The organism is Micromonospora sp. WMMC250 (assembly GCF_027460215.1).
Taxonomy (GTDB): Bacteria; Actinomycetota; Actinomycetes; order Mycobacteriales; family Micromonosporaceae; genus Micromonospora; species Micromonospora taraxaci.
In genome coordinates this window covers 6,812,760-6,826,078 of sequence record NZ_JAPZBJ010000002.1, presented here as the reverse complement: position 1 = coordinate 6,826,078, position 13,319 = coordinate 6,812,760, and the positions used below count along the sequence as shown (strand labels likewise).

The 13,319-nt window shown below is 71.9% G+C and carries 10 protein-coding genes and 1 pseudogene; 3 read left to right on the top strand and 8 right to left on the bottom strand.

The features are described 5' to 3' along the window. Positions 1 to 453: 453 nt before the first annotated feature. The 8 genes and pseudogenes from O3438_RS31095 to mraZ all read right to left on the bottom strand — a co-directional run bounded on the left by O3438_RS31095 (position 454) and on the right by mraZ (position 10,299). Positions 454 to 1,302, bottom strand: a complete 849-nt coding sequence (locus O3438_RS31095) for a transposase family protein (RefSeq protein WP_269681618.1) — start codon at positions 1,300 to 1,302, stop codon at positions 454 to 456. A gap of 315 nt (positions 1,303 to 1,617) precedes the next feature. Next, positions 1,618 to 2,742 (bottom strand): phospho-N-acetylmuramoyl-pentapeptide-transferase, encoded by a 1,125-nt coding sequence (gene mraY / locus O3438_RS31090; protein WP_269683074.1) that lies wholly within the window; start codon positions 2,740 to 2,742, stop codon positions 1,618 to 1,620. Then, positions 2,739 to 4,136, bottom strand: a complete 1,398-nt coding sequence (locus tag O3438_RS31085) for a UDP-N-acetylmuramoyl-tripeptide--D-alanyl-D-alanine ligase (protein WP_269683073.1) — start codon at positions 4,134 to 4,136, stop codon at positions 2,739 to 2,741. The genes mraY and O3438_RS31085 overlap by 4 nt, the downstream gene beginning before the upstream one ends. Beyond that, positions 4,133 to 5,695: a UDP-N-acetylmuramoyl-L-alanyl-D-glutamate--2,6-diaminopimelate ligase gene (locus O3438_RS31080; protein ID WP_269683072.1), complete on the bottom strand. Its 1,563-nt coding sequence runs from the start codon at positions 5,693 to 5,695 to the stop codon at positions 4,133 to 4,135. The genes O3438_RS31085 and O3438_RS31080 overlap by 4 nt, the downstream gene beginning before the upstream one ends. Positions 5,696 to 5,747: 52 nt before the next feature. Then, positions 5,748 to 7,955, bottom strand: a complete 2,208-nt coding sequence (locus O3438_RS31075) for a penicillin-binding transpeptidase domain-containing protein (RefSeq protein ID WP_269683071.1) — start codon at positions 7,953 to 7,955, stop codon at positions 5,748 to 5,750. Positions 7,956 to 7,958: 3 nt separating this feature from the next. Continuing rightward, positions 7,959 to 8,564, bottom strand: coding sequence for a hypothetical protein (locus O3438_RS31070; RefSeq protein ID WP_269683070.1), 606 nt, complete (start codon positions 8,562 to 8,564; stop codon positions 7,959 to 7,961). After that, positions 8,554 to 9,675, bottom strand: a pseudogene (rsmH, locus tag O3438_RS31065) (16S rRNA (cytosine(1402)-N(4))-methyltransferase RsmH). The gene O3438_RS31070 and the pseudogene rsmH overlap by 11 nt, the downstream one beginning before the upstream one ends. Positions 9,676 to 9,867: 192 nt before the next feature. Next, on the bottom strand, positions 9,868 to 10,299 hold the full coding sequence (gene mraZ, locus O3438_RS31060) for a division/cell wall cluster transcriptional repressor MraZ (protein ID WP_030488958.1): 432 nt from the start codon (positions 10,297 to 10,299) through the stop codon (positions 9,868 to 9,870). A gap of 355 nt (positions 10,300 to 10,654) precedes the next feature. On the opposite strand from mraZ, the gene O3438_RS31055 reads away from it, so the two are divergent. Genes O3438_RS31055 through O3438_RS31045 form a run of 3 tightly spaced genes read left to right on the top strand, consistent with a single transcriptional unit; the run spans position 10,655 to position 13,291 of the window. Next, a complete protein-coding gene (locus O3438_RS31055; RefSeq protein ID WP_269683818.1) occupies positions 10,655 to 11,902 on the top strand; it encodes a MurT ligase domain-containing protein in 1,248 nt (415 codons plus the stop codon). Beyond that, positions 11,892 to 12,611, top strand: coding sequence for a type 1 glutamine amidotransferase (locus O3438_RS31050; protein WP_269683069.1), 720 nt, complete (start codon positions 11,892 to 11,894; stop codon positions 12,609 to 12,611). Before O3438_RS31055 ends, O3438_RS31050 begins: the two co-directional genes overlap by 11 nt. Beyond that, positions 12,608 to 13,291 carry a TVP38/TMEM64 family protein gene (locus O3438_RS31045; protein WP_269683068.1) on the top strand — a complete coding sequence of 228 codons (684 nt, stop codon included), beginning with the start codon at positions 12,608 to 12,610 and terminating at the stop codon, positions 13,289 to 13,291. Before O3438_RS31050 ends, O3438_RS31045 begins: the two co-directional genes overlap by 4 nt. The last annotated feature ends 28 nt before the right edge of the window (positions 13,292 to 13,319 follow it).

The window sequence follows — 13,319 nt, the reverse complement described above, 5'->3', positions numbered from 1 at the left end:
GGCTCGCGGCCCGCTGCGCCGGACTCCGGACCCGTGGTTGCCGCACCGGGCCTCGGCTCACGCGGCGGCGAACCGGACTCCTTACCGCCCGCCGACGCGCCGGACCGCAGCCCTCGCGGCGGCGCGCCGGGTTCCGAGCCACGCCGGTCGTCAGTGCGGCGTGGCGGAACGGTGCCCGCCGGGCCCGCTGACCGCCGCGGCCGGACGGCCGTCCTGTCGTCCCTGTCGTTGGTGCCTGGTTCCTCCCCCACCCCGACATCATCACCGCTAGCCACGCCCGGCGAGCCCACAACGAGACCCCCGGCGTGTCGGACCGCGAAGATCCGCGCAACATCGGGGAGCTAGTTGCATCTTGTTTGTGCTGTTCAGCGGGTCTTGACGGGTTGGGGTGGGGGTGTCTTGGGGCTGGCCGGAGGTCTTTTGATCTTTGGTGTGATCGTTTGCCGGGTGGGTTCAGCGGGTGATCTCGGTGTGGGTGAGGACGAGGAGGGCCCGCACGAGGGTGGTGGCGTCGCGTCGCCAGTCGTGGCGTAGTCGGTGCAGGATGCGCCAGTTCTTGAGGTGGGCGTGGGCGTGTTCGTTGGCGACGCGTTCGCGGGCGATGAGCGCGTTGGTGTTTCTCTCGGCGGGGGTGAGTGTGTGGTTGCGGCAGGCGCGGCGGCCGACGATGACGCTGGGGTTGGTGTCGGGTTGGTCGTCGAGGCGGGTGTGGAAGCGGTCGCAGATGACGGCGAGGTGGTGGCGGCGTAGCCGTGGCGGTAGGTGCAGGCGTTTGGCGTGGGTGGCTTCGTGAAGTCGGGCTGGTTGCGCTGCGGAGGCCCAGAGCAGTCGGCCGTGGTGGTCGGTCAGGGTGATGACGCGCAGGTGGTGGGCTTTGTGTTTCGGGCACCAGAGCTGTCTCTCGGCCCGCCCGGTCGGGGTGTGCACGGGGATGCAGGTGCCGTCGAGTAGCACGATCGGGTCGTCGGTGCTGGTGAGCGCGCGTTGGCGGGCGGCGAGGACGCGGTCCAGCCGTGGTGCCATCCGGGCGAGAACGGTGACGATTTGCTTGACCCAGCGGCGAACGCTGTGGTGTGACACTCCATAGGCGGCGGCCAGGTCGGCGGGTCGTTCACCGTGACGCAGGACGGCTAGCACGATCAGGGCGGTGCTCAGGTCGGGCAGTTTGCGCCAGCGTGACTTCACCGTCGTGCGGTGGATCCTCAGTGCTTGACCGGCGAGGGTGAGGGTCTGGGTCGACAACGGCAGTCGGACTTGGTAAACCAGTGCGTGGCCCTCGGCGGGCGCATTGATGTGTGTCACGACCTGAGATCCTCGCCGAGGGTCTACTCATGCCCGATGCCGCCACGCCGCACCCACGGCCCTGTCCTGGCAGATGATCACGTCGTAGATCAACAGGCGCGCGGCCAGCGGCCGGACCACCACCACCAACCCCGTCAACACCCACCCACCAGCACAAACAGGATGCAACTAGCTCGGGGAAATTGCTGCCTCAGAGCACGCCGAAACAGCGATCTCCCCGATGTTGCGCGGATCTTGGGCAGGGCGCAGCCCCGGGCGCCGGGGCGGCCGGGGCTGGGCGCGGATCGGGGGTCCGACCGGAGGTCGCGGTGCGGGTCAGGTCATGTTGGCGAGGAACTCGCTGTAGAACAGGCCCAGGGCGATGGCAACGCCGATCCCGGCGATGATCCAGAAGCGCACCACGATGTTGACCTCGCTCCAGCCGGCCAACTCGAAGTGGTGTTGCAGGGGAGACATCCGGAACACCCGTTTACCGGTGGTCTTGAAGGAGATGATCTGGATCACCACGGACATCGTGATGATGACGAAGAGCCCACCGATGATCGGCAGCAGCAGGATGGTGCGGGTCGACATCGCCATGCCGGCGATCAGACCGCCCAGCCCCAACGCCCCGGTGTCACCCATGAAGATCCGCGCCGGGGACGTGTTCCACCAGAGAAAGCCCACACAGGCCCCGGCCGCCGCCCCGGCGATCAACGCTATCTCCAACGGGTCGCGGACCTCGTAGCAGTACGGCTGGGTGTAGTTCGGGTCGGCGCACCAGTGCCGGTACTGCCAGAACGCGATCAGCGCGTACGCGGCGAGCACCATCACCGAGGCACCGGTGGCCAGACCGTCGAGACCGTCGGTGAGGTTCACGCCGTTCGTCGCGGCCATCACCACGAAGATGAAGATGATCACCGCGCCGACCTTGCTGACCTCCAGGAAGTCGATGTCCCGGATGAAGCTCAGCGTGGTGCTGCCCACCGTCTCGGTGTTGGTCGCCAGACCCGAACCGTCGGTCATCGTGCTCGGGAACCACAGCGCGATCACCCCGAAGACCGCGCCGACCAGGATCTGCCCGAGCAGCTTGCCGCGCTTGTTCAGGCCGGCGCTGTTGCGCTTGCGGACCTTGAGGAAGTCGTCGAGAAAGCCCACCGCGCCGGAGAAGACCATCAGCCCCAGCAGCACCAGCGCCGTGATGGTCGGCTCCACCTGAGCGATCTGCTGGTCCGGCAGGGTGGTCAGGGCCAGGTGCCCGGCCACGTACGCGATCACCGTGGCCAGGATGAAGACCACGCCACCCATGGTGGGCGTGCCCTTCTTGCCCTGGTGCATGGCCGGGCCGTCGGTGCGGATCGGCTGGCCGGCCTTGAGCCGGGTGAACACCTTGATCGCGATCGGGGTGCAGAACAGCGACACGAGGAAGGCCACCCCGATGGCGACGATGACCGCCCTCATTCGGCGCCACCCTGACCGGCGTCGGCGCGCAGGGCGTCGGCCACCTCCCACGTCCGGTACCGGGAACCCTTGACCAGGACGACGTCACCCGGTCGTAGTTCACTCCGCAGCACCTCGACGGCCGCTGCCTGATCGGTGAGCAGCACCGACTCTCCTCCCCAGTTCCCTACCGCTGTCGCGCCCTCGTGGATCGGCGCGGCCGGCTCACCCACCACGAGCAGCCGGTCGACACCCAACTCGGCCACCAGTTGGCCGACCTGGGCGTGGCCGTCGGACTCGAACGGGCCCAGCTCGGCCATGTAACCGAGCACCGCGACGGTACGCCGCCCCTGGCCGATGCTGGCCAGCGCCCGCACCGCCACCGCCATCGAGGCCGGATTGGCGTTGTACGAGTCGTCGATGACGGTCACCCCGTCGGGGCGGTCGAACACGTCCATCCGTCGGGTCGAGACCAGCCCCAGCTCACCGAGGGCCGTGGCCAGCTCGGCGAGCGGCATGCCCAACTCCCGGGCCACCGCCGCCGCGGCGAGCGTGTTACCCACCTGGTGGTGGCCGGTCAACCCGAGCCGCACCGGCGCGCGCCCCTCCGGGGTGACCAGGGTGTACGACGGGTGTCCCCGCTCGTCCAGCGTCACGTCCTCGGCGCGTACGTCGGCGTCCGGCGCCTCGCCGTAGCGGACCACCCGGGCCCCGGTGCGGCTCGCCATCGCGGACACCCGGGGGTCGTCGGCGTTCAGGACGGCCAGCCCGTCCGCCGGCAGCGCCTCGACCAGCTCGCCCTTGGCCAGGGCGATGTTGTCCTGCGAGCCGAACTCGCCGATGTGCGACGTGCCGACGTTGAGCACCACGGAGATCCGGGGCGGCACCAGCTCGCACAGGTACCGCACGTGCCCGATCCCGCGGGCACCCTTCTCCATCACCAGGTAGCGGGTGTCCGGGCCGGCCCGCAGCGCGGTGTGCGGGTGCCCCAGCTCGTTGTTGAACGAGCCGGGCGGTGCGACGGTGGCCCCGAGCCGGGCGGTGAGCTGGCCGATCAGATCCTTCGTGGTGGTCTTGCCGGACGAGCCGGTCACACCGATCACGGTCAGGTCGGGGAGCCGGTCCACCGCGGCCCGGGCCAACCGACCCATCGCGGTCAGCGCGTCGTCGACGATCACCATCGGCACCCCGGGCACCTCCCGGCTGCCCAGCACCGCCACCGCGCCGGCCTCGACGGCCGTCGCCGCGTAGTCGTGCCCGTCGACCTTCTCCCCGGGGAAGGCCACGAAGAGCGACCCCGGGCCGACCTTGCGCGAGTCGAACTCGACGCTGCCGGTGACGGTGACGGCCGGGTCGGCGGCGACGAGCCGCCCGTCGACGGCGGCGGCCACCTCGGCCAGGCTCAGCGCGATCATCGCTGACCCGCCAGGTCCCCGAAGCGGGCCCGCAGGGCGGCGGCCAACTCGACGCTGTCGTCGAACGGGAGCACCTCGCCCGCCACCTCCTGGCCCCGCTCGTGCCCCTTGCCGAGCAGCGCGACGACGTCACCCGGCTCGGCCAGTCGTACCGCCTCGTCGATCGCGGCGCGGCGGCCCGCCACCTCCACGATCCGGGCGGCGGTGGCGGCCCGGTACGCCCCGGCGAGCACCTCGGCGCGGATCTCCGCCGGATCCTCGGTACGCGGGTTGTCGTCGGTCACCAGCACCACGTCGGCTCCCTCCGCCGCGGCGGCGCCCATCACCGGCCGCTTGCCCCGGTCCCGATCCCCGCCGGCGCCGATCACACAGATCAGCCGACCGGCGCTCAGCTCACGCAACGCGGCCAGCGCGGCCACGATCGCGTCCGACTTGTGCGCGTAGTCGACCACCCCGCGCACCGGGGCGGCGACGTCGACCAGCTCCAACCGGCCCGGCACCCCACCGCAGGCGGCCACGCCGGTCGCCGCGGTCGCCGGGTCCACCCCGGCACCGACCAGCGCGGCGATGGCCAGCAGCGCGTTGGCCACGTTGTGTCGGCCGGGCAACGCCACCCCGGCGGACAGGACCACGCCGTCCGGGCCGTGGGCGGTGAACCGCTGGGCGTACCCCTCGCCGCTCACGTCGTCGGCCCACCAGGTCGCACCCTGGTCGCCGGCTGCCGAGTAGGTGACAGTGGCCGGCTTGTACAGCGGCTTGAGGGCCGGGTCGTCGAGGTTGAGCACCTCGACCGCGCAGCGGCCGTCGAAGAGCTGGGCCTTCGCCGCGAAGTAGTCGTCGCTGTCGGCGTGGAAGTCCAGGTGGTCGGAGCCGAAGTTGGTGTAGCCGCCGACGGCGAACCGGACACCGCCGACCCGACCCATGGCCAGCGCGTGGCTGGAGACCTCCATGACCACGGCGGTCACCCCCCGTTCGCGGGCGGTGGCCAGCATGGCGTGCAGGTCGGTCGCCTCCGGGGTGGTGCGCACGCTGTCGATCACCAGGTCGCCGAGCCGCGTCTCCACGGTGCCGATCAGCCCGGTGGTGTGGCCGGCGGCCCGCAGCCCCGACTCGACCAGGTACGCGGTGGACGTCTTGCCGGCCGTGCCGGTCACCCCGATCACGGTCAGGTCGGCGGTCGGGTCGCCGTACACGGCCGACGCCAGCTCGCCGAGCACGGCACGCGGGTCGGGCACCACCAGGACCGGCAGACCGCTCCCGGCGGCCATCTCCGCACCCGCCGGGTCGGTCAGCAGGGCCACCGCGCCCGCCTCGGCGGCGCCGGTGACGAACTCCGCGCCGTGCCGACGGGCACCGGGCAGCGCCGCGTACAGGTCGCCGGGGCGGACCTCGCCGCTGGCGTGGGTAGCGCCGGTGACGAGCACCGCGGCGGCGTCCGCCGGAAGGTCGACGGCGAGTCGGACGGCAAGATCACCGAGCCGGACTCCGGTCACGGTACGTGGACGTGGATTGCCGGGCACGGCGTCAGACCCTACCCGGTCGTCCGGTTCCGGCCGCACAGCCGCCCCGGTGGTTCGTCGGCACTCACCGATGATGTCCCGCCGCCGCTGCTCAGCGCGGATAGACCGTGAACTTGGGTGCGGAACCGCCGGTGGAGGGCGGTACGCGGTTGTGACGCAGAGTGAACTGCATCATGTCGCGGAACGCCGGCCCCGCGATCGCCGCGCCCCCACCACCGGGGTCGTACGCGAAGACCGCGATGACGTACCGGGGGTTCTCGGCGGGGGCCATCCCGATGAACGAGGACACCTCGCCGGGCTGCTTCTTGCCGTCCACCAGTCGCCACCCGGTGCCGGTCTTGCCCGCGACGCGGTAACCAGGGACGGCGGCGGTCAGGCCGGTGGCCCGGTCGACAGTGGTGACGGCCTCCAGCATGGTGCGCAGCGCCGCCGCGTTCTGCGGGCTGAGCACCGACCGGGTCACCGGCGCCGGCGCGGGGGTCCGCTTGCCGTCCGGGCCGATCACCTCCTTGACCAGGTGCGGCTGCACGTACGTGCCGTTGTTCGCGATGGCGGCGTACGCGGCGGCCATCTGCAACGGGGTGGCGTCGACGCTGTGCCCGATCGGCACCGACCCTTCCGACGAATCGCTCCACTCGTCGGCCGGTAGCAGCCGCCCGCTGGCCTCCCCCGGCATCCCCTCACCGGTGGGCTTACCCAGCCCGAACCGCTTCTGGTAGTCGATCAACCGGTCCCGGCCGAGCTTGTCGGCGATGGTGATCGTGCCGACGTTCGACGAGTAGGCGAGCATCCCCGGCACGCTCATCCGCTTGCCGTTGGCCGGATGGGTGTCGGAGAACCAGGTGTCGCCCTTCTTGATGCTGTTGGCGATGGGCAGCGCGGTGTCCGGGGTGATGACCCCCTCCTGCAACGCCGCGCCGAAGGTGATCGCCTTGTGGATCGACCCGGGGTCGACGACGAAGCTGGTAGCCGCGTCCTCCCGGGCGACCGGGTCGCTCGGGAACGGCTTCGCCGCGCTGTAGGTGGGATTGCTGGCCTGGGCCAGCACCGCACCCGAGGGGATCTCGATGATCACGGCCGCGCCGGTGCCGCCCCGCGCCTTGGCCATTCCCGCGCTGAGGATCTGCTGGGTGCGGAACTGGAGGTCACGGTCGATGGTGAGGGCCAGCGAGCTGCCCGGCTTGGCGACCGTGGTCCGGCTGTAGCCGCCCGGGATCGGCGCGGCCAGGTCACCCAGGCCCGCCTCGTACACCCGCTTGCCGTCCTGCCCGGCCAGCACCTCCTCGTAGCGGGCCTCCAACCCTTCCAGCCCGGCCATGTCCTGGCTGGTGAAGCCGATCAGGTTGGCCGCCAGGTCGCCACCGGGCACGTCGCGGCGTTCGTCACGGTGCACTCCGATGCCGGGCAGCTCCAGCGCCTGCACCCGCTTGGCGGTCGCGATCTCCACGCCTCGCGCCAGGTACGCGAACGTGGACGTCTTGCCGCTCTCCAGCTTCCGGGGTTTCATCAGGTCGACGAGCTTCGACGCGGGAATGCCGAGCAGCGGGGAGAGCGCCCTCGCGGTGCCCGCCGGATCCTTCACCTCGGTCGGGTCGGCGTACACGTACCGCGCCTCGACGCTGCGAGCCAGCGGCGCGCCGGTGCTGTCGTAGATCGCGCCCCGCGGGGCGGGCAGCTCGACAGTGTGGAGCCGGTCGGTGACGCCGCCACCGGCGTACGCCGGTGCGTCGACCGCCTGGAGGAACACCAGCCGGATTCCGATGCCGGCGAACAACGTCAGGGCGAGCGCGGTGCCCAGCCGCAGCCGTAGCCGCGAGTCGGCCAGCTTCGGCGGGCGCGGCGGCTTGCGGGAGGGCCGACGGGCCACCGGCCGGTCGGCGCGGCGCGGCGCACGCGGCGCGGTGCGACGGCGCGGCGCGGGCTCGTCGACACCCGGCGCACGGGGGACACGCGGGGAGACGGTCCGCACGACGCCGCCGCGACCGGCGGCCGGGGCGTCGCGCCGGCCGGAACGGGCGGCGGCCCGGCCGCCGTCGAGCACCTGCAGGGCCGGCCGGAACGGGTCGCCGGAGCGCGTGCTGCGCGGCGTACGACGCTGTTCGGCGCCCCCGCCGCGCGCCGGCGTGCCGCGCTCGTCGCGGACCGTCCGACCCCTCGGGGTGTACGCGCGAGCACCCGAGATGCCCCCGATGCCGGGCTCGCTGCCGCGCGACTCGTCGTCGGCGGGGCTGGCGTCACGCGAAGAACCGCGCCGGGCCCCCTTCGGGTCCCGGCGCGGCTCGTCCGATCTCGGCGGCACTGGTCAGCCTCCCGCACCCTGGCTGGTCACCGACGGCTGGCCGGTCGCCGGCTGCGGCACCTCCAGCGTCTTGCCGTCGGGGAGCCGGATGTAGCCCGGCTCGCCGGCGTCGACCAGGCCCAGCCGCCGTGCCTCGGCGGTCAGGTTGCCCGGCGCCTCGGCTTCGGCGATCTGCTTGTCCAGTTGCTGCTTCTCCAGGTCCAGTCGAGCCTGCTGCTGCTGCAGCCGCTCCAACCGGAACGCGTTCTCATTGATCTTGGTGTTGACCGCCAGGATGCCCAGCACCCCGCCGACCACCAGCACCACGATCAGCGCCGCGAACGGCGCACGCGGCACCGACACCGGCGGTGGTGGTGCCACCCGCAGCCGGGGCGGCCGGGCGCTGGCGGCGGCACCGGCCTTCTCGACCGGCCGCAGCGCAGCGGTGCCCTGCGTCGGGAACTCGCGCGCCCCCCGGGCGCGAGTCTCCCCCTGCCGGTTCACTCGATCGATGCGTGGCGTACCGTTTCCGAGGCGCGGAGCCCGCTCCGCCGCGGTCCGGCCCCCCGACCGCGGTGCGCGCTGCTCGCCGCCGGTGACGCCCCGGCGGTCGCGCTTGTCAATGCTCATGTCCCTCCCCCTCAACATCCGTCCCTCTGCCGTCCCGGTGCCGCTGACCCCCCACGGATCAGCCGGACCCCGTGCCCGGTTGGTGCATTCCCTTCACCCGTCGGCGAGACCGTTCGCGGTCGGTCCGCCCTAGCTCTGTCGCGTTCGGGTCGAGTCGTTCCGCTGCCCGCAGCCGCACTGACGCGGCCCGCGGGTTCGCGGCGACCTCCGCCTCCCCGGGAAGTTCGGCGCCCCGGCTGAGTAGCCGGAACGTCGGACCCGACCCGGGAAGCTCGACCGGGAGGTCGACCGGGCCCTTACTGCGGACCCGGTCCGCGAGCGCCGCCTTGGTGAGCCGGTCCTCCAGCGAGTGGTAGGACAGGACCACCATGCGACCGCCCACGGTCAGTGCGTCGAGCGCGGATGGCAACGCTGTCTCCAGCGCTGCCAGTTCTCTGTTTACCTCGATCCGTAAAGCCTGAAACGTTCTCTTTGCCGGGTGCCCACCCGTTCGTCGGGCTGGCGCCGGAATCGACTCCCGGACCAGCTCCGCCAACCGCGCGGAGGAGGTGATCCGGCCACGTTCCCGCTCCCGCAGGATCGCCGAGGCGATCCGGCCGGCGAACTTCTCCTCGCCGTAGACCCGCAGCACCCGAGCCAGGTCCGGATGCGCGTAGGTGTTGACCACCTCCTCGGCGGTCACCCCCCGGGTCTGGTCCATCCGCATGTCCAGTGGCGCGTCCTGGGCGTACGCGAACCCGCGGTCGGGCGCGTCCAACTGCAACGACGAGACACCCAGATCGAACAGGATCCCGTCGATGCCCGGATAGCCCAGCCGGTCCAGTACATCCGGCAACTCGTCGTAGACGGCGTGCTCCAGGTGCACCCGATCGGCGAAACGAGCCAGTCGGACCCGCGCGTGGGCGAGCGCCTCGGTGTCCCGGTCGAGCCCGATCAGGACCGTCTCCGGGTGCGCCTCCAGCACCGCCTCCGCGTGCCCGGCCAGGCCGAGCGTCGCGTCGACGTAAACCGTCCGGCCGCCTCGACCCAGCGCGGGGGCCAGCAGCTCGAGACACCGCTCGAGCAGCACCGGCACGTGCGTGCCGCGCAACTCCCCCATGTTGACCCCCACTGGTTGAAACGTCCGTTCTTCTCGTGCGCCTGTCGTCGGACGGCGCTGCCGTCGTACCGCCAGATCCCCATCCGCTCCCGCCTGACACCGGACTCGCGCCGATGACTGGATCGTGCGCCTGGCACCGGGGAAGGGATGCCAGGAACTCGAAAGCGGCTGGAGATCTCGCAGTACGTCGGGCGCCGTTCCGCCCTACAGACCGCCGGGCAGCACCCCCTCCTCGATGTCGGCGAAGTCGTCTTCGCTTTCGGCGAGGTAGGTCTCCCAGGCGACCTTGTCCCAGATCTCCACCCGCGTGCTCGCGCCGATCACCACCAACTCGCGGTCCAGAGCGGCGTACGCCCGGAGGTGAGCGGGGATGGTCACCCGACCCTGCTTGTCCGGAACCTCGTCGTGCGCGCTGGCGAAGAAGACCCGGCTGTAGGCCCGGGCCGCCTTGTGTGTCATCGGCTGCGCGCGCAACTGCTCCGCGATCCGCTGGAACTCAGGGGTGGGGAAGACGTAGAGGCAGCGCTCCTGCCCTTTGGTGACCACAACACCCCCCGCCAGCTCATCTCGGAACTTGGCCGGAAGGATCAACCGGCCCTTTTCGTCAAGGCGTGGAGTGTGGGTGCCGAGAAACACGGCCCTACCCCCCTTGCCCCTGAGCGGCGTTCGCGGCGCCGCTGACCCCCCGGGCCGGTGAGCCCTCCCGGCCTCACCATTGGTCCCCACTCTACTCCACTTCCCTCCACCCGCAACCAGATTCGCCCGCGTGGCGCGCCCGATCCGGCGGCAAAACCGCACGTCACAGGGGGTGGAGCGGAGTGGAGGGCCGTCGCGCCCCTCCGGCGTGGTCCGCTTTCCGACATAGATCGACTCCGTCCGGCGGAGTCCCGACCGGCCGCCCGCACAGCCGCCACGGCCGAACGGTTCACCGTCGGCGGCGATCTGGAGGGGTGGGCGGTCCGGTAACCTCGCTCGCGTGACGGACGCGAAAATGCCCCTACGGGCCAAGGTGGCCAGCTCCGTGTCACGGACCGCCGCGGCGCTCTCCAGGGCGGCCGGCCGTGGCGACGGTTCGGTGATCGGTGGCTGGATCGGCCTGAAGATCGACCCGGACCTGCTGGCCCACCTGTCGGCCGGACGTGCGATCGCGCTCGTCTCCGGCACCAACGGCAAGACCACCACCACCCGGCTGACATCCGCCGCGGTCGGCGTGCTCGGCCGGGTCGCCACCAACTCGTTCGGCGCCAACATGCCCACCGGGCACACGTCGGCGCTGGCCAAGGCCGGCAGCACGCCATACGCGGTGCTGGAGGTCGACGAGCACTACCTCGCCCAGGTGCTGGAGGCGACCGAGCCGCACGTGGTCGCGCTGCTCAACCTCTCCCGCGACCAGCTGGACCGCGCCAAGGAGGTCGCCATGATGGCGCAGCTCTGGCGCGCGGCCCTGGTCCGGCACACCGACGTCCGAGTGGTAGCCAACGCCGACGACCCGATGGTGGTCTGGGCGGCCACGCCGCCGGGCGACCCCGCCCGCGGCATCAACCCGCCGCACGTGACCTGGTTCAGTGCCGGTCAGCGCTGGCACGACGACTCCTGGGTCTGCCCGGAGTGCGGCTCCACCATCGCGCGCTCCGGCGACCAGTGGTGGTGCACCGGCTGTCCGCTGCGCCGGCCGGAACCGCAGTGGGTCGTCGAGGACGAGGGGGTCCTCGACCCCACCGGCGCCTGGCACAAGGTCTCCCTGCAACTGCCCGGGAAGGTCAACGTCGGCAACGCGGCGACCGCGCTGGCCGTGGCCGCCGAGTTCGGTGTCCGTCCGGTCGACGCGGTGTCCCGCCTCGGCATCGTCACCTCCGTCGCCGGTCGTTACGCGCAGGTCGACAAGGACGGGCGCAACGTCCGGCTGCTGCTGGCCAAGAACCCGGCCAGCTGGCTGGAGGCGTTCGACATGGCCGACAACGCGCCGACCCTGCTCTCCATCAACGCGCGCGACCCCGACGGCCTCGACACGTCCTGGCTCTTCGACGTCGACTTCGCCCCGCTCCGCGGCCGGCAGGTGTTGATCACCGGTGACCGGGCATACGACCTAGCGGTTCGGTTGGACGTCAACGACGTGCCCTTCCAGCACGTCCGCACGTTCGAGGACGCCATCCGGTCGGTCCCGCCCGGGCGGCTGGAGGTCATCGCGAACTACACCGCGTTCCAGGACATCCGAGCGGAGTTGGACCGTGTCATCTGAGAGCCTGCGCATCGTCTGGATCTATCCCGACCTGCTGTCCACCTACGGCGACCGGGGCAATGCCCTGATCCTCGCCCGCCGGGCCCGCCAACGGGGGATGCCGGTCGAGGTCGTGGAGGTGCGCTCCGACCAGAAACTGCCCTCGACCGCCGACATCTACCTGGTCGGCGGCGGCGAGGACGGCCCGCAGGCGTTGGGCGCGCAGCGGCTGATCGCCGACGGCGGTCTGCACCGAGCGGTCGCCCAGGGCTCGGTCGTGTTCGGCGTCTGCGCCGGCTACCAACTGCTCGGCACCTCGTTCTTCGCCAAGGGCGTGCAGTGCCGTGGGCTGGAGATGCTCGACCTGCGGTCCGACCGCGGCGAGAGCCGGGCCGTGGGTGAGCTGGCCGGCGAGATCGACCCTCGACTGGGTCTGCCCCCGCTGACCGGTTTCGAGAACCACGGCGGCCGCACCCACCTCGGCCCCGAGGTCTCCCCGCTGGCGCGGATCACCACCGGGATCGGCAACGACGGCACCACCGAGGGCGCGTGGCGCGGCAAGCTGCTAGGCACCTACTCGCACGGCCCCGCGCTCGCCCGCAACCCGGCCCTCGCCGACCTGCTGCTGCGGTGGGCCACCGGGGCACACCAGCTCCCGCCGCTCGACGACACCTGGTCGGACCGGCTCCGCAACGAGCGCCGCTCCGCAGTGGCCGCCGCCCGGGCATGATCCGTGCCGTCCGACGGCTGCTCCGGCAGCCGTCGGCCGTCCGGTTCTCCCTGCTCGTGTGCCTGATCGGCGGTTGTGGGCTCCTGCTGCTCCTGGTGCCCCGGCCGGATCCGGAGCACCTTCCGCTGCTGGCCGACAAGCTGGGCGACCTCGCCCCGGTCGCCGCAATCTTCGGCGGCGCGCTGCTTCTGGTAGCGCTGGTCCCCCGGACCTTCATCACGCTCGCCGCGGGCGCCATCTTCGGCCCGCTGGAGGGCGCCGCGTACGCCCTGGGCGCCGCCCTGGTGGCCGCGGCGATCGGGTTCACCGTCGGCCGGCTGCTCGGCCGGGAGTTCGTAGCCGTTCGGGTCCGTGGTCGCCTGGCCCGCCTCGACGGCTGGTTCGCCCGGCAGAGCGTGTTCGGCGTGGTCACCGTCCGCCTGCTGCCGATCGCCGGCTTCGGTCTGGTCAGCTACGGGTACGGCACGACCGGCGCCCGCGTGCTGCCGTTCCTGGCGGGCAGCGTCATCGCGTCCGCGCCGACCGCGTTCGGCTACGCGGCGATCGGCGCCGCGGTCAGCTCCCCCGGCGAGATCAACTGGTACGCCGCCGCACCGGCCAGCCTCGGCCTGATCGCCAGCGTGGTGCTCGTCCACCAGTGGTGGCGCGCCGAACGCCGCCGCCGGCGGATGCCGGTCTGACCAGATTGCCGGCCGGGCCGCGCTGACC